This window comes from Breznakia pachnodae, assembly GCF_030814225.1.
GTDB lineage: Bacteria > Bacillota_I > Bacilli_A > Erysipelotrichales > Erysipelotrichaceae > Breznakia > Breznakia pachnodae.
Genome location: NZ_JAUSUR010000007.1, coordinates 195443 through 218459, shown reverse-complemented (window position 1 = coordinate 218459; position 23017 = coordinate 195443). Strand labels below are relative to the sequence as shown.

Genomic DNA, 23017 nt, shown 5'->3' with positions numbered 1-23017 from the left:
TGTAACAAAAAAATAATAATATCACAACAAGAAAACATCACTAAATTGAAGTAAGTTAAATGACATCAATCTATAGTTATGATAGATTAGAGATATACAAGGAAGAGGAATGGTTATGGAACTTAAATTAGAAGTAATGATAGATGATAGTAAAATATTAATCTCATCACAACATGCAATTGTGAAAATATTAAAGAGTGTTAAAAACATAAAAGACAATGAGTTATATATCTTAATGAAAGATCGTCGCTTTGTGAAGTATGTAGATAACATGAACGATTTAGAAGATAATAATCAATATGATAAAGCTATTGCGATTGTTATGCCCTATGGAATAAGTGAAGATGAAATGAAAGATACATTAGAAAATAATCAGGCAGGATCAGATGTTGAAAATGAGATACTGGCAATATTAGATGCATTTGGCTATGTGATGCAAAAGAAGGAAAAACGCAAACCAGCAAAAGCTCAACATCGCTGGAGTAAAGAAGTAAGTCAAATTGAGTTTTATGTTGATGCAAGAGAAAGTAAAGCAACTGTAATTTGGCAGAAACGAAATGAAATGCTGTTAAAGGCTGGAGCAACAATGATGAAAGAAGCACCACTTAATAAAGATGGTTCAGTGGGTTTGTCTGCAAAGATGGGAAATACATTAAGGGAAGAACATAAAGATGCGTTTGAAAACTTTGTGACAACTAAGGATATTGTTTTAAAAAGTGTAAATGAAATTGGATTATTTCTATACTTTGCTGGTACAAATAGCTGGTTGGAGTTAGTTGATAAAGATGGTAAAACAATTGATGAATGGACGGTTGTAAAATAGTAGTTTGTTGACTGTCGAAGTAGTAGAATGATAGTAGCAGAATAGGAGGAGCACACATGAATCCAGGACAACAACAATTCTTTGACTTTATTGTAGGATTTGCAAAACCTGATAAAGTGGAAGAAGTGAAGAAGTTACTAGAAGAATGCTTTCAACGTCAAAATGATGGGACATTCAATAATGAGTTTCTTAATGAAGTGACACCAAAAATTATTGATGCATTAGAAGATGACAAGAAAGCAGAAGTGAAAGCAATTATGGACCAATTTGGTTCACAACATGTATCAAAATAGAAATGAAAAAAGCAAAAGACATGATTATCTTTTGCTTTTATTATATTAAGCGCCTTCTAGTAAGTCGCGTTTTTTATATCCAATGTATCCAACAATCATGAATACAATGCTAATAGCAGTAATAACAATAAAGACCACTGCATCGAAGTCATCCATAGGCATTCGAGGAATCCAACTCATGATTGCAGTTTTAGAAAACCAATCAGGAAGATTTAATATTCCTCCAAAGTAATTAATGGCAATACAATACCCTAGATAACCATAAACTGCTTTTCCAAATCTTGGCAACCATCCAAGTACAAGTGCTGCTAAACCAGTAAAGAATAAAACAGCTGGTAAGAAGTTCATTCCTGCCACTAAGAAATCAAGCATACTTAATGATGAATCACCACTTAATGCTGTGATTGCTGCTCCACCTAGACCACCAGCACCAAATAGGATACTTATAAGTCCTGCAATTACTGCAATAGCAACGGTTGTCCAATACATTTGTGAACGTGTTACTTTGGTTGAGTAAATTTGGCTTAGATGTAGTCTGTTTTCTTCTGTAAACAATTTATTTATGACTGCAACTGGCAAGATTGCTGCTAAACCAACCATGATCATCATAATTGTTGACGTAAAGGATGATTCAAGTGAAACTCCTCCAGCAGCAAACATTTGTTTCATTAAATCATTACTTTCCAAGAAAGCCTGCATATCACCATAAATTGATCCATAAGCAGCACCTAAAACAACAAAGGCAATTAGCCATGCAATAATAGTTCCTTTATTTAGTTTGAATAGTAGACCAGGAACGGATAGTAAAGATTGTTTGGCAGTTGCACGACCTTCCCTTTCAGGAAGGTAACCAGCTCCCATATCACGTTTGCCTTCTAACACAAAAGCAATCACTACCACGATACCACAGAAGATAACTCCATAAATAAGTGGTATCCAGTTGTTCTCAGTAAAAGGAAATGTGAGATACGTCCATCCCATAGGGTTCAACATTGATAAATCAATATTTGAAATATCACTTCCTGCACGAATTACATATAGTAAACCAATCAGACTGAGGGTTGTTGCAGTAGCTCCAGAACTTGAAGGCATGATTTGCGCCATAACCAATCCTAGTACAGCTCCGATGATACCTGCTAATCCAATGGATGCTCCAAAGAGGAACGTTCCATCACTTGTGACAGATTCAACACCAAAGCTTACCATGGTTCCACCAATTACGATTGCTAATACAATATTAATTAGTATGGTTTCAATGATAACAGCTAATGAGTTTGCCTGACGTCCTACTTGAAAGGAACGTATAAGTTCGCTAAGACCCAAGTCTTCTTCTTTTCTGGTGTGAGAAATAACATGTAATGCTGAGATAATCATTGCGAAGATTCCGCAAAACAACAGCATTTCATTTGAATACATTGCACCTAATGTATAATCAAGTGCATTTGTGATTGGAGTAGGACCAACCATTGAAATCATTGCTGGGTTTTGCATGGTCTCATACATACCAGCTAACCCCTGACCCATTCCAATTTCTTCAAATGCTGGGACAAAGCCAGCTGCAAATATACTGATTCCAATAATCCAAACAATGATTTTCTTCCAATCACGTTTTAGATACTGAATGAATAATACATTCCAAAGCGAAAATTTTTCTTTCATCATCATACCTCCACAGTTATTGTCCTGTGTAATGACGCATGAATAAATCTTCTAGGGTTGGAGGCACGGATTCAAATTTTTTTACACCTAATTTGACTGCTTCACTCATAATAGTATTCATATGCTGATTATCAGCAGAGAAGGTAGCTTGTTCACCATTCAATACAAAATCATAAACTCCATCCACTGATGAAATTGCCGATACATCTTTTTCAGTAACCAAAGTAACTGTTGAACGAGTTAAATGACGTAATTCATCTAGTGTTCCAGTTTCTACGACTCTACCCTGACGAATAATTGCAACCTTATCAGCAAGACGTTCTACTTCACTTAAAATATGTGAAGAAAGCAAAATTGCTTTTCCAGCATCTTTTATTTTTTCAATTTCTTCCTGGAATACAGCTTCCATTAAGGGGTCTAACCCTGATGTTGGTTCATCAAATATATATAAATCAGAATCAACACTGAGGGCTGCAATTAATCCAACCTTTTGACGATTTCCTTTTGAATAAGTTTTTGCTTTTTTCTTTGGATCTAGTTCAAAACGTTCAATCAGATAATCACGTTTTGCTTTATCTCCACCACCGTGAAGTTTTATGAACAAATCAATAATTTCTCCACCACTTAAATTTCCCCATAGAGCAACATCTCCAGGAACATAAGAAACTCGTTTATGAATTTCCAGACTGTCGCTCCAGACATCTTTTCCAAAGATTTCTGCACTTCCACCATTACGATTAATGATTCCCAGCAAAACACGAATGGTTGTTGATTTACCAGACCCATTAGGTCCGATGAAACCAACAACTTCACCTGCATTAACACTTAGTGATACATCATGCAGAGCAGTAAATTTACCGAATTTTTTTTGTAAACCTTTTACTTTAATAATTTCCATAACACTGATACTCCTTTTTTATAGTTAAGTTGTAACGTGCTTTCCAGTTCTAAGACAACGTTCAAATCGTAGAGAAATAAATATAAGGATTTAGCTATCTTCCATCTATTTTTCCTTTTATCCCCTTGTATCAAACCAAAGTTCATTTACAAGTTTAATGATATATACTTTTTCGCTAAAGTCAATACTGATACAATACTAAAATGATAATTTTGGTGTTTAATTTGTTAAAATTCTGTTAATTTCATAAAGTTAAGAACTAAAAATATTTAATAGTTCATAATTTTGTATTTTTGTGATATGATGAGTACAGAAAGCAGGAGTGAATATGAACGGGTTTGAAAAAAGGACAGAGGTTAAGAAACATCAAATTATTGAAGCGACATTTCAGATGATGAATACAGATAAGGGAATCGCAAATGTGAGAATGGATGAAATAGCGAAAATAGCTGGTGTAGGAAAGACAACAATTTTTAAATATTTTGGAAGTAAAGAAGAATTAATAAAAGAAGTCTTTCGTTATTTTTTTGATTTGATGGGAAATACAACAAAAGCAATTATGGACAAAGGAATGTCTTTTGAAGATACGCTCATTGCAATGAGTAATAATAAGATTAAGTATCTGCAAGAGATTAATCACCGATTTTATTTGGATCTGATGGAATATTTTACTGGTAGAGATGAACAAGGTGATTCTATTATAATGAAACAGTATACGCAGGAAAGCTTTGGTATCATGTTGGATTTATTTCATCGAGGTAAAAAGGAAGGGAAAGTGGATCTGAAATATTCGGATGAATTTTTATTGGTATATTTTCAGGCGTTGATTGAGGGAATCTCTAACCCTAAAATTTATGATCGAATCGTTCCGTATACTACCCAGTGGACAGAAATGATGATCAAAGGGCTTGCACCAGCAAAATAATGAAACAACTTTTTCTGGTTGGTGCTATAATTGTAGAAAAGGAGTGAGAGAAATGATATTAATTAAAAATGGTAAAGTATATACGATGGAAGCAGAAAAAATCATCAATGGTGATATTCTGATAGATAATGGAAAAATCGTAAAAGTAGGAAAAGACTTAAGTGCAGATAATGCGGAAGTAATTGATGCTACAGGCAAATATGTATATCCAGGATTTGTGGAAGCACATTGTCATCTAGGATTGGATGAAAGTTCAATTCGTACAGAGGGTCAGGATTATAATGAGACAAGTGATCCGGTTATGCCACATATGCGTGGGAAAGATGGAATTAATCCAATGGATGAAACGGTAGTAAATGCGAGAAATGCTGGTATTACAACTGTATGTGCAGGACCTGGAAGTGCAAATGTACTAGGTGGTACCTTTGTTATTTATAAGACGCAAGGTAACTGTATTGATGAAATGATTGTAAAAGATGATGTTGCCATGAAATGTGCATTTGGAGAAAATCCTAAGATGTTCTATCAAAGTGGTAAATTAAAAACAAGAATGAATATTGCCGGATTATTAAGAGAGACGTTATTCAAGACAAAAGAATATTTAGCAAAAAAAGAAGCAGCAAATGGAGATGTCACAAAAATGCCTGCATTTGATATGAAACTGGAAGCCATGATTCCAGTTATCAAGAAAGAAATTCCGTTAAAGGCACATGCACATCGTGCAGATGATATTCTGACATCGATTCGTATAGCAAAAGAGTTTGATTTAGATATGACGTTAGACCACTGTACAGAAGGACATTTGATTGTGGATGAAGTGAAGAATAGTGGTTTTGATGCAATTGTTGGGCCTAGTTTGACTCATAAGTCAAAATTTGAGTTAAAGGAAAAATCATTTACTACACCTGCAGTACTTCAACAAGCTGGAATGCATATTGCAATAACTACAGATTCACCTGTAGTACCACAAGAGTATTTACCTCTATGTGTAAGCCTTGCGGTTAAATCAGGATTGGATGCATATGAAGGAATCAAAGCAATTACAATTAATGCTGCTGAAATCATTGGTGTAGCTGACCGTGTTGGTTCCATCAAAGAAGGAAAAGATGCAGATGTTGTAATCGCGAATGGTGATATTTTAGATGTTGCAACTGAAGTAGAATATACAATTATTAATGGAGAAGTAGTATACAAGAAATAATACTAATTAATATGAAAAGAAATGACCTTGGATAATTATAATTCCAAGGTCATTTCTTCCGTCCTTCATACATTGCCAGAGGTATACTGGATTCGCCTCTAAATGTATTATGAACGCAATAGAAATAAAAATGTTATAATTGTTACATGAAGTCAAATAATTGTAATGAGTGAGAACATTAGAATATTTGATACTTATTAAAGAGAGGTTTATCTATGAATACATTGTTATTAAAATATGCACTGGAAGTCGCAAAAACAGGTTCCATTACCCATGCAGCCGAAGGCTTGTATATGGCACAGCCAAATCTTAGTAAAGCAATTAAAGAATTAGAAGAGGTGCTGGGATATGATGTGTTTGAGCGTTCATCAAAAGGAATGTTTCCAACCAAGCAGGGGAAAGAGTTTTTAGTATACGCGAAAAGTGTGTTAAATCAACTAGATAAAATTATGGAAATAGGAGATGAAGGTGCAAAGAATGTACAGACCTTTGATGTTTCGATTCCAAGAGGTAGTTATATTGCTCAAGGGTTTACTAAATTTGCTATTACGTTAGATCAGGAGCGTGGCATTAACTTAAGTCTTCAGGAAACAAACTCTGTACAGACAATCAGTAGTGTTGCAGAAGGAAACTTCCATCTGGGTATTATTCGCTATCAGGTAGTGCACGAAAATTACTTCCGTGATTACTTAAAGAATAAAAATCTTGCAAGTGAAGATATCTGGGAATTTAAACTTCGAGTAATTATGTCAAAAAATCATCCATTAGCGAAAGAAGAATCAATTCAATATAAACAACTTACCAACTATACAGAAATTGTTCATGGTGATAATAGTGTTCCTTATCTTATGAAGGATGCTAACGAAAGTGAAGACAAAAATATAAAGAAGAAAATATCGGTATATGAACGTTATAATCAATTTGATTTATTAGAAAGTATGCAGTCTTCTTATATGTGGGCATCACCAATTCCAGATAATATATTAGAACGTCATGGGTTGGTTCAACGTGGTTGTGAAGAAGTGAATCATATATATAAGGATGTCTTAATTTATGAAAAAGGCTATCGCATGAATGAACTGGATAAACGATTTATTGAGATTATTTCTGAGGAACAACAAAAGGTCGCGCAAAAAGAATTTAGATAATATAGAAGAGAATGTGCTATATATAATTTGGCATACCACCATGCAATTTTCATAATAGTTTATATAGAAGAGTTTTGTTATCATATAGGTACAGTAGGAAACTATTGTAATAGAGATAAGGAATTTCATATATAATGACTCACAATGAAATTCACATTCTCAAGTTAATAAAAGTTATGCATTCCTGTGCAAAGAGAAAAACCATACACATAGATGTGGCCTGTGCATAAATTTTATTAATGATATTACAGATATGGCCATACCTATCATAGGAGAAAGATAGACCTGTGTGTAATCAAAAAAAATCTACGACGGTAGATTTTTTTTCTTGTAGTTATTGAGTTGAAATATGAAATATTTGATAGATTTGACTACAACCAAGTTGATTAGTTGGTTTGTTTTCAAAAAAATGGAATTCAACATACTTCCATTTATCAGGATTATATAGAAGAAGACTTCCTAAACTGTTGTCAAAAGATTTAGAGAATGTAGGTTTCTTCATTTTATCTGTTTCTGCTATATTGTGTCCAATTTCTAATACATATCTAGAATCCTTAATTGAGTTAGATATATTTATTATGAAAGGAATCGCAATGTTTATTTTTTGCCATCCGAAGGAAGAAAGTATGTTGTCATAGAATCCATCAAAAATGAATTTATTCATACCAATGTTCCCTTGCCAAATATAGAGTGGTGAATATTGTTTTTTTACCTTAGTATCAATTACCAAGTAAGCCTTTAGAAGAAGATCAGTAAAGCCATCCGTTTTTGAACCGTTTTTGTAAATTCTTTCTTTTATGATATTCATATCATAATCGTTTGGTAATGTAATTTTGTATTGCATAGCATTCATATAGAGTACTCCTTTTTGTTTATAGTCTTATTATACTTATAGGGCATATCTTTGTATAATGGTTATAAATCATGTTAGATATTACTGAAAGTAATATCAGAAAAAGGAGAATCAAATGGAAATTAATGACCTCAAAATTTTTTATGAAGTAGCGAAGTTAGGTTCAATTTCAAAAGCAGCTGAGAAACTGGAATACGTTCAATCAAATGTCAGTAAAAGAATACTAAAGGTAGAAGATGAAATGAAACGCACTTTATTTATTAGGAAGAATAATGGAGTGAAATTGACTAAGGATGGAGAAAAATTCTTAAAAAAAGTTGAAGTAGTATTATCTGATTTTTCCATTATGGAAAGAACGTTTTTAGAAGACAATCAACAGATTTCTATTGGGGCCACAAATTCAATATCTTATAGTTATTTACAACAATCCATACTAAATGAGGAGATAACTGTTTTCACTAAACCAATTTCTGAACTGATTAGAATGTTAAAAAGCGGAGCAATTGATGTTCTTGTTGTAAATAAAAAAATTGAGGATATAGAAATTAAAGAGATTTCAAAAATATCTGAAACTATTCGTTGGGTAAAGAGTAATCAGAATAAATCAGAATTTATAGAGAATAAGATAATAATAAGCAGAGATAGAGAGTGCCCTTATAGATTAGAAGTATTAAAGTATCTTAAAGAAAATAGCTTAGAAGATATGGCTATTATTGAAGTTGACACAATGGACTTATTGGTATCAATGATTGAATCAGGAACAGCGATTACGGTGTTACCTAAGAAAATAATTGATATGAATCCAAAACTTGAAGCAATAGATGGAATGGATGTGCAACCAGTAGATATATATGTTTATACACTTATGAGTAATCAGCAATCTTTTCGCCTTACAATTGATGGTCTAACAAAAAAACAACCCTAACTTGGATTGTTTTCTTCCTTTAACCAATTGCTTCGTTTGAAGTAAATTACTAATAAGACTGTACTGATCACCCATGTGATTGGCCAACCCATAAATACATGTTGAATATCGTTGAATAGTTTTACCATTATAGTAATCCATGCAATACGACAGATACACCAAGAGAAAATCATAATAATCATTGGTACTTTGGTCTGACCAGAACCTCGTAATGCACCAGCCAGGTTATGACTGATTGCAAGGATAATATAACCAGGTACAATGCTTCTCATCATTAATGTTCCATACTCAATAACTGTAGGATTCGTTGAGAACAGAGCTAAAATTTGATGAGCAAATAAGAATAAAATTAATGAGATACCTAAGGTGATGGAACAACTCAGGATTAAACCAATACGAATTCCTTTTCGTACTCGATCATATTCTCTGGCTCCCATATTCTGAGCGACAAATGTTGTAAGTGCATTTGAGAAACTCATAACTGGTAGGATAGCGAATCCATCAATCTTAGTATACGAACCAGCACCAGCCATGGCAAACTTACCAAAACTGTTAATGTTGGATTGAACCACTGCATTCGATAAAGATACAATCATATTTTGAATCGCGCTTGGTAAACCAATACGAATAATTTCTTCTAAACTGTCCCTGTGAAAACGGACTTTTTTTATTTCTAAGCGATAAATGTCGGTTGATTTTATAAGGAGATATAGTACTAAAATAGCACTGACAACTTGAGCAATTAACGTAGCGACTGCAACTCCCATTACAGCCCAACCAAAAACGACTACAAATACTAAGTCTAAAACGATATTGATTACACATGAAACAATAAGGATATAAAGAGGGCGACGTGAATCTCCAACAGCGCGTAAGATACCACTTCCCATATTATAAGTAATGATTCCAAAGGATCCTAAGAAATATATCTGTAGGTAAGTAATAGAATTTGCCATTACCTCAGCATCTACATTCATAATCTGTAAAATAGTAGGGGTTATAAAGTAACCTACGATTGTTAGCAGAACACTAACTACGAATGTAAGAGCAATGGCTGTATGCACATTCTTGCTTACTTCCTTAAGATTACCTGCACCATAATGTCTTGATATTGCCACCCCAGCACCAATTGCCAGACCATTAAAGAAACTGATAAACAAAAAAACAATCGGCCCAGAAGAGTTAACAGCTGCAAGAGCATTGTCACCTACGAAGTTACCGATAACGATTGAATCCACTGTACTGTAGAATTGTTGGAATAAGTTTCCAATTAATAGTGGCAGTGAAAACCATAAAATTTGTTTTGTAATATTTCCGTGTGTCATTAATTGCGTATTGGACTGACTCATATATATGCACCCCCTAATATATATAAGGATAGTATACTCTCTATTTGAAGGAAAATAAACTATATAAAAAAGGGGAAATAAAAAAAGTTAAAAAAATTGTATTATTGTATTGACACAGTTTGATAAAGGTAGTATAGTTGTATTAGTTAATTAGTACACAGGTACAAAAGAGGGAGGAAATGTATGAAGGAATTATATCTTATTGTTTCATTAACACTATCGGGTTTGATTGGATACTTGCTAATAGACTACAATGGTTCCATCATTCAAAATGTATTATTTGTAGTATCAGCAATTCTGTTAGTATCATCAGTACTTAATTATATAGAGTGTAAAGAGATGTTAAACATCGCAAGGAAGGAGCGTATATATGAGTGAATATATTTTAGAGACAACTAGTCTTACGAAAAAATTTGGAAAGAAAACAGCAGTAGACGCAGTAGAGATGCATGTAAAGGCAGGAGAGATTTATGGGTTTATTGGACGTAATGGAGCAGGGAAAACAACATTCCTGAAAATGATTGCTAACCTATTACATAAATCGAATGGGGATATTAAATTATTTGGATCAACGGATTTAACTCCAGCAAGAGGAAGAATTGGAGTACTGATTGAAAATCCAGGGTTATATCCAGCTATGAGTGCCTATGACAACATCAAGATGAAATGTATCTTGTTAGGAATCAAAGACAGTGATAAGAAGATTAAGGAATTATTAGAATTAGTAGGTTTAGAGAAAGTAGCGAAAAAGAATACAAAGAACTTCTCACTAGGAATGAAACAACGTTTGGGATTGGCAATTACGTTAGTAAATGATCCAGAGTTGTTATTACTAGATGAACCAATCAATGGTTTGGACCCTCAGGGGATTATTGAGATTCGTGAAATCTTATTAAAATTACAAAAACGAGGAATGACAATTATTATTTCTTCACATATCTTGGAAGAGTTAGGAAAGATTGCGAACCGTTATGGAGTTATTGCTTCAGGACAATTAATTAAAGAACTTACAAGAGATCAACTAGAAGAATTATCAAAGAATGCAATTCAAATAGAAGTTGATGATGTGGCAGAAAGTATTCGTGTGTTAAAGAAATTAAATATTGATAACTATGATCATGAAGATAACATCTTCAGAATCTATGATCTAAATGTAGATCGTGCAAAGTTAAACTCAACACTAGTAGTGAATGGAGTACTTGTATCTTCAATATTTGAACAAAGTGAAAGTGTGGAAGATCTGTTTGTGGACATGATGGGAGGAGCAAACTATGTTTAATCTTATAAAGATGGATTTTTATAGAATGTTTAGAACAAAAAGTTTCTATATAGTAGGACTTATATTAGCTGCGTTTGTAGCAATGATGATGTATTCATTAGGAAGCTCTGATCCAGCATGGATTCAAGAGGTTTATGGATACGATGTAAACAATATGCAAATGATTGATTTGCTTTATGAAACACTTATGAATGGAATGATACCAATGGTTATTGGAATTGGTGCAGCGATGTTCATATGTACAGATTACAGTAGTGGTTATATTAAAAATATTGCTTCTAGTGTAAAAAACAAGACCACAATTGCCTTGTCGAAATTCGTAGTTTCGACCGTTGGAATTATAATATATTTTATTCTCATGATTTTACTGACTTATATTCTTGGAAACCTATTTGTCGGCACTGTGGTAATCGGTGATGCAAGTTTATTAGTGCAATACGTTGGGATGGACTTCTTCTTAAGCGTAGTGTTCTTAGCACTAGTATTGTTAGCAGCAAGCTTCTTTAGAAGCAGTGCTGCTAGCATCACATTGATTGTAGTAGTCATGATGGCAACACAACTGGGGTACTCAGTATTAGATCACTTCCTAGGAATTGATTTGATTCCATACTCACCAGTTATGAATTTACAGATGTTGAACCCAGGTGATACAAGTGGATGGATGACAGCATTCATCTCAGGAGCTATCTTCTTAGCGGTATACTTATTTGGTTCAGTATTCGTATCAGAAAAGAAAGATATTACTTAATATATAGATAGCAAGACTTACGGTGTAGGTCTTGCTTTTCGTTGTAAATATCATAAAGATATAACATGAAATAGTGATAATTGATGCAGTTTATTAGAACATATGTATGAATTGTGAAAAGATTAACAAAAACCTTGATTAACTGGTTTTTCTATGGTAATATAGTTGCAACGATGACAAGTGAAAGATTTCACAATCGTGCACAGGAGGACTTATGGCAAAAGCAGTAAAAGAAGAAAAAGTAGAAGTTAGTCCAGCTCAAAAAGAGGTTAATACTCTAGTTGAAAAAGGACTGAAAGCCCTTGAAGCGTTTCGTCAATTAGACCAAGAAGCAGTTGATTTTATCGTTGCTAAAGCAAGTGTAGCAGCATTAGACCAACATGGTGTACTGGCAGAAGCAGCAGTAAACGAAACAGGTAGAGGAGTATTTGAAGATAAAGCAACAAAAAACTTATTTGCTTGTGAACACGTTATTAACTACATGCGTGATTTAAAAACTGTAGGAGTTATTAACCGTGATGAAGAAGCAGGAATCGTGGAAATCGCTGATCCAGTAGGAGTTGTTTGTGGTATCGTGCCAACAACAAATCCAACATCAACAGCAATTTTCAAATCATTGATTTGTTTGAAAACAAGAAACCCAATCGTGTTCTCATTTCACCCAAGTGCAAATAGATGTTCACAACAAGCAGCTAAAGTTGTATATGATGCAGCAGTAGCAGCTGGGGCTCCAAAAGACTGTATCCAATGGATTGATGTACCTTCAATGGAAGGAACAAACGCTCTTATGAACCATGATGGAATTTCAACAATTCTAGCAACTGGTGGTAATGCAATGGTTCGTGCAGCTTACTCATGTGGTAAACCTGCATTAGGAGTTGGTGCTGGTAACGTGCCTGCATACATTGAAAAGACAGCTAACCTTAAACAAGCAGCAGCAGATATCGTATTATCAAAAGCATTTGATAATGGTATGATCTGTGCTTCTGAACAAGCAGCTATCGTTGATAAAGAAGTATATGATGAAGTAAAAGAAGAATTCAAATCTTACCATGCTTACTTTGCAACACCAAAAGAAAAAGCAATGCTTGAAGCATTTATGTTTGGTGTAAACAATGCTGGTGAAGCAGCGAACGCTAGATTAAACGCTAACGTAGTTGGTAAATCTGCATACTGGATTGCAAAAGAAGCTGGATTTGAAGTACCTGAAAGAACAAACATCATTTGTGTTGAATGTAAAGAAGTTGGAGTGAAAGAACCTCTTACAAGAGAAAAATTATCTCCAGTATTAGCTTTCATTAAATCAAACAGTACAGAAGATGGTATGAATAAAGCAGAAGCTATGGTTGAGTTTAATGGACTTGGTCACTCGGCTGCAATTCACACTGCTAGTGAAGAACTATCTATCGAATTTGGTAAGAAAGTAAAAGCTATCCGTGTAATCTGGAACTCTCCTTCAACATTTGGTGGTATTGGTAATGTATATAACGCATTCATTCCATCATTAACATTAGGTTGTGGATCTTATGGTAAAAACTCTGTTGGAGATAACGTAGGTCCTGTTAACTTATTGAACATTAAAAAAGTAGGGAGACGTAAAAACAATATGCAATGGTTTAAAGTTCCATCAAAAATCTATTTTGAAAGAGATTCAATTGAATACTTACAACAAATGCAAGGTATTGAACGTGCGATGATCGTTACGGATAAATCAATGGTAGACCTAGGATTTGTAGATAAAATTACAAAACAATTAGCAGCTAGACACAACAACGTTAAAGTTCAATTATTCTGTGACGTTGAGCCAGATCCAGATATTACTACAATTAATAAGGGTGCAGATGTTATGCGTTCATTCCAACCTGACACAATTATTGCCCTTGGTGGTGGATCAGCTATGGATGCTGCTAAGGGAATGTGGTTATTCTATGAAGCACCAGATGTATGTTTCGATGACTTAAAACAAAAATTTATGGACATCCGTAAACGTGCATTCAAATACCCTGAATTAGGTAAAAAAGCAAAAATGGTTAGTATTCCAACTACAAGTGGAACTGGGTCAGAAGTAACACCATTCGCTGTTATCTCTGATAAAGCAAACAACAAGAAATACCCTCTTGCTGACTATGCTTTAACTCCAGATGTTGCAATTATTGATGCTTCATTTACTACTAACCTACCAGCTGTTGTTACTGCTGATACTGGTATGGATGTTCTTACTCACTCACTTGAAGCACTAGTTGCTGTACTTGCAAGTGACTATACTGATGGATTAGCTCTACAAGCAATCCAAATGGTATTTGAATACTTACCAAGAGCTGTAAAAGATGGTAGAAATGATCCTGAAGCACGTGAAAAAATGCATAATGCATCAGCTATGGCTGGTATGGCATTCGCTAATGCATTCCTAGGAATGTGTCACTCAATGGCACATAAAATTGGTGGTATCCACCATACTCCTCATGGACGTACAAATGCAATTCTGTTACCATATGTAATTCGTTACAATGGACAAAAACCAGAAAAATTACCAGTATGGCCAAAATACAACTACTACAGAGCTGACAAATTATATGCTAAAGCTGCTCGTTTAATTGGATTAAACGTAAAAGATGACGCTGATGGTGTAGAAAAACTTGCTCAAGCAGTTGAAAAATTAAACAAGGAAGTTGGAATTGAAGCAAACTTCAAAGCACAAGGAATTGACGAAAAAACATGGATGGATTCAGTTCATGAAATCGCAATGCTTGCTTATGAAGACCAATGTTCTCCAGCAAACCCTAGATTACCTATGATTGCTGATATGGAAGAAATTCTAAAGAAAGCATACACAGGAGAATAATAATTATGTAAAGTCAGGCAATTAATGTCTGGCTTTTCTTTTGAAGAAATGGATAATTTATAATGTTGTAAATGTCACACATTTTCGTAACATTTTTATATGCACCGTGCATCTACGTTGTGATAAATGAAATGTGTGCTATAATAACATTGTAAAGTAAAGCGTAAATATCCCTTTCCTATCTTCCAGCTTTACTTTACAGATTATATAAAGAAAGAAACGGTACCCGCCGTTTCTTTTTATTTTATGGGGGCTATGGTATAATGTATAGGATAATGGAGGCCTTATGAAAATTCTATTATATTTCGAAAATGAAAAACTAATTAAGACTTCAGGAATTGGGCGTGCAATGAAACATCAGATGGAAGCTTTGGAGAGTCAGGGCATCGATTATACAACTGATCCTGACAGTGAAGATTATGATATTTTACACGTTAATACATATATGATTAATAGTTCAAGATTGATTGCTAAAGCTAAAAAAGAAGGAAAAAAAGTTGTTGTACATGCACATAGTACAGAAGAAGACTTTCGAGATTCTTTCATTTTAAGTAATCAGTTATCACCAATTTTTAAGAAAATTATAATGAATGTATATTCGGAAGGAGATTATATTTTAACTCCTACACCATATTCTAAAAAACTGTTAGAAGGATATGGATTAACACAACCGATTGAAGATATTTCTAATGGGATTGATATTCGTCGTTTTGATTATGATGTAGAGAAAATCAAAGCGTTTCGCAAATATTTCAGTCTAAAAGATGAAGATAAAGTAGTTATTGGCGTTGGGTTGTATTTTGACCGTAAGGGAATCTTGGATTTTGTGGAAGTGGCAAGACAATTACCAGAGTATAAGTTTATCTGGTTTGGATATACACCATTATATACAATACCGAAACACATTCGTGATGTGGTAAATGAAGATCACCCTACCAATGTATTGTTTCCAGGTTATGTGAAGGGTCCGATTATTGAAGGGGCGTTCAGTGGAAGTAATGCATTCTTTTTCCCAAGTAAAGAGGAAACCGAAGGAATCGTTGTGCTAGAAGCACTTGCTTCCAGACAAAATGTAATTGTTAGAGATATTCCAGTGTTTGATCCTTGGTTAGAAGATAAAGTGAATTGTTATAAAGGAACAAGCAATGAAGAGTTTGTGGATTTGATTCGTGGTGTTGTTGAAAACACGCTTCCATCGACAAAGGAAGCAGGAAGAAAAACAGCTGAACAACGAAGTATTGAAGAAATAGGAAAACGATTAAAAGCAATTTATGAAAAAGTATTAGCGCAGTAGGGGGAATATGAAAAAGAAAAGTTATATAATTAACTTCTTATTGATTATTGGGCTTACTGCATTTGGTTTGTGGTTGGCATTAAAAGACAATTTTAAAGAAGTATTAGGTTTGTTGGGTAATATAAAATGGTATGCATTTCTATTAATCTTAGTTTATGGAGTAATGTATTATTTTTTAATTGGAAAAATTTACCAAATTTTAGGAAAACAACATAAAAAAGACTATACATATAAGGAAGGCGCTCAAATTGCGTTTGTTGGTGCTTTTTTTAGTGGAATCACACCAAGTGCAACTGGTGGACAGTTTGCACAGGCGTATATTATGAAGAAACAGGGAATTAAAATTAGTAGTGGAGCCAGTATTCTTTGGATTGATTTTATTATTTACCAAAGTGTAATGGTTGCCTATAGTACGATTTTAATGATTCTTCGCTTTACTTATTACTATACGGAACATTCAGCTTTCTTCTTGTTAGTACTGATTGGATACGTAGTAAATAGTATGGTAATTTTGCTTCTATATACAATGGCAAGATTTCCTAAAGCTTATAAGAAAATCAGTTACTGGGTTGTGAATCTATTACATCGATTGAAGATTGTAAAGGATCCAGTTGCAACGATTACGAAGTGGAATGTTCAGTTAGAAAGTTTTACTTCTGAGATTAAGAACATCAAGCACCAGAAAAAGATGGTAGTGAAATGTGTCATATTGAATATCATCAGACTTACGATTTTATATATCTTACCTTTATTTATAGGATATCTGATGGGATTAGACGTAAATATAAGTATGGCATTAGATATTATTACCATGAGTGCCTTTGTAAGTATTGCCAATGCATTCTTTCCAGTCCCTGGAGCCAGTGGTGGAACTGAGGCAGCGTTTATGTTGATTTTCTCAACATTATTCACAAGCATAGAAACCAACAGTATGATGATCTTATGGAGGTTCTCTACTTATCATGTAATTATTTTGATTGGTGGATTAACATTCATATATCTGAAACATAAGTATGATAAATTAAGCAATGAGATTATTAGCGAGGAGGATTATTTATGAGAATCGGGATCTTCACTGATACCTATACACCAGATATTAATGGGGTTGTGTCTTCTGTAGTAACCTTACAACATGCCTTAGAAGCACATGGTCATGAGGTATATATTATTACTTCACATAAAGGATTACTTCATTCAACTAGAGAAGGTAATGTATTTCGAATGCCTGGGTTAGAACTGAAATGGTTATATGGATATATTCTTAGTACGCCATATCACTTTACGGTGAAAGCGGAAGTAGAAAAGTTAAACTTGGATATTGTCCATGTACAGACTGAGTTTGGAGTAGGAGTATTTGCTCGTATTGTTGCCAGACAATTAAAGATACCAGTAATTTATACGTATCATACAATGTATGAGGATTATACTCATTACATTAATCGTTTTGATTTACCTGGTTTGGATAATGTATCAAGAAAAGTAATGAATTCACTTACGAAATTCTTGTGTGAGTCAGTTGCGGGAATTATTGCACCTAGTATGAAGACAAAGGAGGCACTGACTCGCTATGGAGTGAAGCGTCCAATTCATATTATTCCAACAGGACTTGATCTGGAAGCATTTAAACCAAAGAATGTAAAAGAAGAGTTATGTCAGAGCATCAGAGAACAGTATCATATTACTGAAGATACAAAACTGATTTCTTATATTGGTAGAATCGCTCCTGAAAAGAGTATGGATATTATTATTGATGGATTTCAATATGTAAAGGATCCAGCAGTGAAAATGATGATTGTTGGTGGTGGACCATCTCTGGATGATTTAAGAAAACAGGCAAATGAGTTAAATCTTCAGGACCGTATTATCTTTACAGATAAACAGCCTAGAGAGGATATGCCAGCGTATTATGCAATTGCTGATGCCTTTGTATCTCCATCCTTAAGTGAAACACAAGGGATGACGTTTATTGAAGCACTGGCTGCAGGACTTCCTGTATTCGCAAGAAAAGATGAAGTTCTGGAAGAACTTGTTTATGAAAATAAAACTGGATATTACTTTGCGACACCACAGGAATATGGAGAAAAGGTAGATGCTTACTTTGCAACAAGCAAGGAAGAGCGTGAGCACTTCTCACAAGACTGCATGGATGTAGTTAAGAAGTATGATATTGATCACTTCTATAATTCAGTATACAAAGCCTATGAACAGGCTATTCTTGATTATGAAGAAACCTATTACATTGAATCAATTAAGACAAGTGATGACTGTATGCGTTTGTATCTGACGAACCAGGAAACTGGAGTAGAAGAAAAACTGCTAATTTCACTGGATGACTACTTAATGTATGAAATCAAAAAAGGTGGGATTTTAGAGAATAGTTTATATGAAGCGCTAAGAGAAAAAGAAAAAGTGCTGGTTGTATATCGTGGTTGTCTGAAGAAACTGCGTTCTAAAGACCGTACACGTAAAGAGATGTATGACTTTATGGTTAATATGGAAGAACCTTTGGGTATTAAGACAATCAATGAAATTATTGATATGTTAGAGGAAAAAGGTTATATCAATGATGATGCCTATACAATTGTACAGTTAGAAAAACTGGATCATTCTTTATATGGTAAAAAGAAGATGATTCGTCAGTTGGTAAGTAAGGGAATTCCTTATGAAACAATTGAGGGACATATGGGACAATATGATGAAAGTCATGAATATACTAAAGCGTTCAAGTTAGCATTAAAGTATCAGGATACAATTAAGAATAAGTCACTGAAAGAGAAAAAAGAAGTAATCAAAAATAAACTGATTACCAATGGATATTCGCTATCGCAAGCAAGTGAAGTAGTAGATGAAATGAATTTTGAAGATGATATATTAAGAGAAAGTGTATCACTGCAAAAGGCAATTGATAAAGCTTATCGTAATTATTCTCGTAAATATGAAGGAAAAGCGTTAAGAGAAAGAGTATTACAATACGTATTACGCAAAGGATTTATGTATGATGATATCATACATGCATTAGAAATGAGGGATTTAAGTGGAGAATAAACAAATAAAAGATTTAAATAATGGCGATCATATTAAAATGAAGCTATTAATATTCCAAGTAAATAAAGGTGTTACCAACAAAGGAGCTCCTTACTTGTCACTGCAACTTCAGGATAAAACTGGAGTAATGGATGCAAAGTACTGGAATGTTAGTGAAGATGAAATCAATAAATACAAAGCAGGAATGATCTGTATGATTACTGCGGATGTATTATCACACAACAATCAACTGCAAATCAGAGTATCACATATTGAGATGTTAGATCGTAACAATGAAGACCTGGCAGACTTTGTACGCAGCAGTTCAATTGGTAAGGAAGAATTGAAGTATAAGATTAATCATGCAATTGATTCAATTCGCAATGATACTTACCAAAGACTTGTAAAGGCTGTATTGTTGGAATATGAAACAGATTTCTATACTTATCCAGCAGCAAGTAAGAATCATCACAACTTTGTTGGTGGTTTAGCTACTCATGTATTGGGTATGGTAGAACTAGGTGAATTCCTATGTAAGCAATATCCATTACTGGATCATGATTTACTAATTAGTGGAATTCTGTTACATGATATTGGAAAGATTGTAGAGTTAAGTGGACCGGTTATTATTGAATATACAATAGAGGGAAAACTACTTGGACATATCTCGATCATGCAGGCGAAGTTATATGAAATTGCTCGCCGTATGAATATCGATAACGAAGAACTTACTTTGCTTCGTCATATGATATTATCACATCATGGAGAGTATGAATATGGTTCGCCAGTATTACCAATGGTTCCAGAAGCAGAAATGTTACATTTGATTGATAACATTGATGCGAAGATGAACACAATGGAGAAAGCATTTGAAAGAGTAGAACCAGGAACATTTACACCACGTATCTTTGCGATGGAAAATCGTTCATTCTACAAAGCAAAAAATAAATAGTACTAGAGGAGCACATCGAAAGGTGTGTTCTTTTTGTATGCCATTTGCGAGAAAGTCTTTCTATGTATATAATTGCATTAACTAATAGGAAGTGAATTATTAAAAAATTTTAATGAAACTCACTGGTGAAATTCATGCAAGAACTTAATAAATATCTTATAGTATAGACAGGAGGTAGCATATGGAATTTATTCAGAAACATAAAAAGAAAATAATAGTTGGCTTAATTGCCTTAATTATCTTAGTAATTGCAGTTACTGTTTTATTGTTTCAGTCAATTGCTACTCGTATAAACTATAGTAGAGAACAGATTATTGAGATTGCTGAAAATCAGGTTGGTGGCAAGGTCACTGAAATTGATGTGGAACATGAAATATTTAATACGTATTATGAATTAACCATGATTGATGATAATCATCATGAGGTAGAAGTGGTAATTGATGCAAGTGATGGAACAATCGTAGAAATAGATTATGATGATTAGGAGGATGGGTTATGGAAAAGATATTAATTGTAGAAGATGAAAAGCATATGCTTGATTTACTTAAACTGGAATTGACACATGAGAATTATGAAGTTGAGTCAGCTACTGCAGGTGATGTAGCCTTAACAATGGCACTTGAACATGATTATGATCTTATTTTATTAGATCTGATGTTACCAAAGATGAATGGTGTAGAAGTATGCAGAAGACTTCGCTTAGAAAAAGATACTCCAGTGATTATGCTAACGGCTCGAGACAGTGTTATGGATAAGGTGAATGGATTGGAATCAGGTGCTGATGACTATCTGGCAAAACCATTTGCTATGGAAGAGTTGTTTGCTAGAATTCATGCTATCTTACGTCGCAAAACGAATAAGATTCAAATGATTACCTATCGTGATTTATCACTTAATTATGATTCTTTTCAAGTGTGGAAAGGTAAAGAAGAAATTGTACTGACAACAAAGGAATTTCAATTATTAAAATTGTTTATGCGTAATCCTAATAAAGTATTTAGCAGAGATGAATTAGTGGAAGAAGTATGGGGGTATGAAAATGACTCCGAAACAAATGTAGTGGATGTTTATATTCGTCATCTACGAGGTAAGTTAGAAAATGGTGAAGATAAATATATTCATACGGTACGTGGAATAGGGTATCGATTCCAATGAGAAAGAAAAATATTCGCTCTCGCTTAACCTTAATTACTTCCACAATTATATTAAGTTTTCTAGTAGTATGTACCGGATTGTTTTACTTATTTCTTACTTACTTTGCGCAGATTATTGAACGAGTTTATGGTATTGATGATGATATCTTACAACCATTCTTCAGTATTATTGGTATCGCATTAGTTTTATTAATCATTTTTGCCTTAGTTGCAAGTATCCTTGGAGGATTCTTTGTATCAGAACGTTTTCTAAGTAGTGTAGTCAGTTTTACAAACCAGATTAAGCGAATCAAGAATGAAGGTTTAGATAAACGTGTACCAATTGTTAATAACGATGAACTGGATGATTTAGGTAAAGAGTTCAATTATCTTATGGACGATATTGAAGAATCAATCCAGAAACAAAATCAGTTTGTGTCAGATGCATCACATGAACTGAAAACCCCGTTGGCAATCATTAATGGAAATTTGGATATGCTACAACGTTGGGGGAAAGAAGATCCTAAAGTATTGGATGATTCATTAGATGTAATAAAACTAGAAGTGAATCGAATGATTACGCTTACTGGAGAACTACTACAGTTAACTAAAGAATTTGATGATAGTAATATAAGTATATTATCAATTGATGATATTATTGAACGAATTATACATGAATATAAAAAACTGCATCCAGACTTTGTGATTGAATTTCAGTCAGTTGATGGAAACGATATTCTGATGAAACAGGAACACTTTGAACAGGTCCTGATGATTCTACTGGATAATGCAATTAAATATAGTAGAGAAGATAGTAAACATATTGTAATTACACATAGAGAAGATGTATTGAGTGTAAAAGATTATGGAATTGGTATTGAAAAAGAAGAAACAGGTAAAATATTTGATCGCTTATATCGTGTAGATGAATCAAGAGAAAATGCGAAGAATAGTTTTGGTTTAGGTTTGTCAATTTTAAAACGAATCAGCGAATGGTATAAATTTAGTGTTGAAATAGAAAGTGAAAAAAATAAATATACAGAATTTATTTTGAAATTTAATGGAGGAAAAGAACATGAATAAATATTTAATTACAGGTGCAATTGTACTATTCTTGCTGGCCGGATGTTCATCAGGAACAAGTGATGATACAAATAAAGTAAATGATAATAAAACAACGGATACTAACAAAAATGATAGTACAGCAGAAATTACATTAGAAGAAGCAAAGGAAATTGCATTGGCTGATGTAAATGGCGAAGTTACAAAACAACAGGAAGACTATGATGATGGTGTGCTGTACTACGAAATTGATATCGTTAGTGATGGTATCAAGTATGAATATAAGATTGATACAGCAGGAACCATTGTAAGTAAAGAACAAGAAGCAGTAAGTACAGGTGGTACAACAAACGATGCTTACATTACTTCTCAGGAAGCACAGGATATCATTATCAAACACGCAGGTGGCGGGACTGTAACTAGTTGTGAACTTGAAGTTGAAGGTACTGCAATCTATGAAATAGAAATGGTGAAAGATGGACAGGAATACGATGCAGGAGTTGATGCAACAACAGGAGAAGTTTTATATTATAATGCCGATTATTAAGAGTAACTAAGTTGCTCTTTTTATTTGTAATCATAGTTTAATCATATTATAATTATTTCGAG

General features: G+C 33.7%; 22 protein-coding genes. 18 read left to right on the top strand and 4 right to left on the bottom strand.

The window, feature by feature from the left end; all coding sequences use genetic code 11:
* The first annotated feature begins 115 nt into the window (after positions 1–115).
* Complete coding sequence (locus J2S15_RS17140) at positions 116–823, top strand: hypothetical protein (protein ID WP_307410593.1); 708 nt, start codon at positions 116–118, stop codon at positions 821–823.
* 56 nt (positions 824–879) lie between these two features.
* Positions 880–1116 carry a hypothetical protein gene (locus J2S15_RS17135; RefSeq protein ID WP_307410589.1) on the top strand — a complete coding sequence of 79 codons (237 nt, stop codon included), beginning with the start codon at positions 880–882 and terminating at the stop codon, positions 1114–1116.
* Between the two features lie 45 nt (positions 1117–1161).
* On the opposite strand, the gene J2S15_RS17130 is transcribed toward J2S15_RS17135, so the two are convergent.
* Positions 1162–2775: an ABC transporter permease gene (locus J2S15_RS17130; RefSeq protein ID WP_307410586.1), complete on the bottom strand. Its 1614-nt coding sequence runs from the start codon at positions 2773–2775 to the stop codon at positions 1162–1164.
* Between the two features lie 16 nt (positions 2776–2791).
* Complete coding sequence (locus J2S15_RS17125; protein WP_307410584.1) at positions 2792–3673, bottom strand: ABC transporter ATP-binding protein; 882 nt, start codon at positions 3671–3673, stop codon at positions 2792–2794.
* Positions 3674–4001: 328 nt separating this feature from the next.
* On the opposite strand from J2S15_RS17125, the gene J2S15_RS17120 reads away from it, so the two are divergent.
* The 3 genes from J2S15_RS17120 to J2S15_RS17110 all read left to right on the top strand — a co-directional run bounded on the left by J2S15_RS17120 (position 4002) and on the right by J2S15_RS17110 (position 6947).
* Positions 4002–4598, top strand: a complete 597-nt coding sequence (locus tag J2S15_RS17120; protein ID WP_307410582.1) for a TetR/AcrR family transcriptional regulator — start codon at positions 4002–4004, stop codon at positions 4596–4598.
* Between the two features lie 52 nt (positions 4599–4650).
* A complete protein-coding gene (locus J2S15_RS17115) occupies positions 4651–5799 on the top strand; it encodes an amidohydrolase (protein WP_442319972.1) in 1149 nt (382 codons plus the stop codon).
* A gap of 215 nt (positions 5800–6014) precedes the next feature.
* Entirely contained in the window at positions 6015–6947 is a 933-nt protein-coding gene (locus tag J2S15_RS17110) for a LysR family transcriptional regulator (protein ID WP_307410580.1), read from the top strand.
* A 334-nt stretch (positions 6948–7281) separates the two neighbouring features.
* Here the strand turns inward: J2S15_RS17110 and J2S15_RS17105 are convergent, their stop codons facing one another.
* Positions 7282–7800 (bottom strand): DUF4865 family protein, encoded by a 519-nt coding sequence (locus tag J2S15_RS17105; RefSeq protein ID WP_307410577.1) that lies wholly within the window; start codon positions 7798–7800, stop codon positions 7282–7284.
* Positions 7801–7915: 115 nt separating this feature from the next.
* Here J2S15_RS17105 and J2S15_RS17100 point away from each other — a divergent pair, with 115 nt between their 5' ends.
* Positions 7916–8725: a LysR family transcriptional regulator gene (locus J2S15_RS17100; RefSeq protein ID WP_307410574.1), complete on the top strand. Its 810-nt coding sequence runs from the start codon at positions 7916–7918 to the stop codon at positions 8723–8725.
* Here the strand turns inward: J2S15_RS17100 and J2S15_RS17095 are convergent.
* Entirely contained in the window at positions 8722–10074 is a 1353-nt protein-coding gene (locus tag J2S15_RS17095; protein WP_307410571.1) for an MATE family efflux transporter, read from the bottom strand. The two genes, J2S15_RS17100 and J2S15_RS17095, sit on opposite strands and share 4 nt — an antisense overlap.
* 183 nt (positions 10075–10257) lie before the next feature.
* Between J2S15_RS17095 and J2S15_RS17090 the strand changes: the two genes are divergently transcribed.
* The 12 genes from J2S15_RS17090 to J2S15_RS17035 all read left to right on the top strand — a co-directional run bounded on the left by J2S15_RS17090 (position 10258) and on the right by J2S15_RS17035 (position 22955).
* Positions 10258–10452, top strand: a complete 195-nt coding sequence (locus J2S15_RS17090; RefSeq protein WP_307410567.1) for a hypothetical protein — start codon at positions 10258–10260, stop codon at positions 10450–10452.
* Positions 10445–11353, top strand: coding sequence for an ABC transporter ATP-binding protein (locus J2S15_RS17085; protein WP_307410564.1), 909 nt, complete (start codon positions 10445–10447; stop codon positions 11351–11353). Before J2S15_RS17090 ends, J2S15_RS17085 begins: the two co-directional genes overlap by 8 nt.
* Positions 11346–12101 (top strand): ABC transporter permease, encoded by a 756-nt coding sequence (locus J2S15_RS17080; protein WP_307410561.1) that lies wholly within the window; start codon positions 11346–11348, stop codon positions 12099–12101. The genes J2S15_RS17085 and J2S15_RS17080 overlap by 8 nt, the downstream gene beginning before the upstream one ends.
* 214 nt (positions 12102–12315) lie before the next feature.
* Positions 12316–14943: a bifunctional acetaldehyde-CoA/alcohol dehydrogenase gene (gene adhE, locus J2S15_RS17075; RefSeq protein WP_307410559.1), complete on the top strand. Its 2628-nt coding sequence runs from the start codon at positions 12316–12318 to the stop codon at positions 14941–14943.
* Positions 14944–15229: 286 nt separating this feature from the next.
* A complete protein-coding gene (locus tag J2S15_RS17070; protein WP_307410556.1) occupies positions 15230–16237 on the top strand; it encodes an LTA glycolipid anchor biosynthesis glycosyltransferase, IagA/BgsA family in 1008 nt (335 codons plus the stop codon).
* Positions 16238–16244: 7 nt separating this feature from the next.
* Positions 16245–17297, top strand: a complete 1053-nt coding sequence (locus tag J2S15_RS17065; protein ID WP_307410553.1) for a lysylphosphatidylglycerol synthase transmembrane domain-containing protein — start codon at positions 16245–16247, stop codon at positions 17295–17297.
* Complete coding sequence (locus tag J2S15_RS17060) at positions 17294–19282, top strand: glycosyltransferase (protein ID WP_307410551.1); 1989 nt, start codon at positions 17294–17296, stop codon at positions 19280–19282. Before J2S15_RS17065 ends, J2S15_RS17060 begins: the two co-directional genes overlap by 4 nt.
* Entirely contained in the window at positions 19272–20213 is a 942-nt protein-coding gene (locus J2S15_RS17055; RefSeq protein WP_307410548.1) for a 3'-5' exoribonuclease YhaM family protein, read from the top strand. Before J2S15_RS17060 ends, J2S15_RS17055 begins: the two co-directional genes overlap by 11 nt.
* A 181-nt stretch (positions 20214–20394) precedes the next feature.
* Positions 20395–20697, top strand: coding sequence for a PepSY domain-containing protein (locus J2S15_RS17050; protein ID WP_307410545.1), 303 nt, complete (start codon positions 20395–20397; stop codon positions 20695–20697).
* An 11-nt stretch (positions 20698–20708) separates the two neighbouring features.
* On the top strand, positions 20709–21368 hold the full coding sequence (locus J2S15_RS17045) for a response regulator transcription factor (RefSeq protein WP_307410544.1): 660 nt from the start codon (positions 20709–20711) through the stop codon (positions 21366–21368).
* Positions 21365–22429, top strand: coding sequence for a sensor histidine kinase (locus J2S15_RS17040; protein ID WP_307410541.1), 1065 nt, complete (start codon positions 21365–21367; stop codon positions 22427–22429). The genes J2S15_RS17045 and J2S15_RS17040 overlap by 4 nt, the downstream gene beginning before the upstream one ends.
* On the top strand, positions 22422–22955 hold the full coding sequence (locus tag J2S15_RS17035) for a PepSY domain-containing protein (RefSeq protein ID WP_307410538.1): 534 nt from the start codon (positions 22422–22424) through the stop codon (positions 22953–22955). Before J2S15_RS17040 ends, J2S15_RS17035 begins: the two co-directional genes overlap by 8 nt.
* Positions 22956–23017 lie beyond the last annotated feature (62 nt).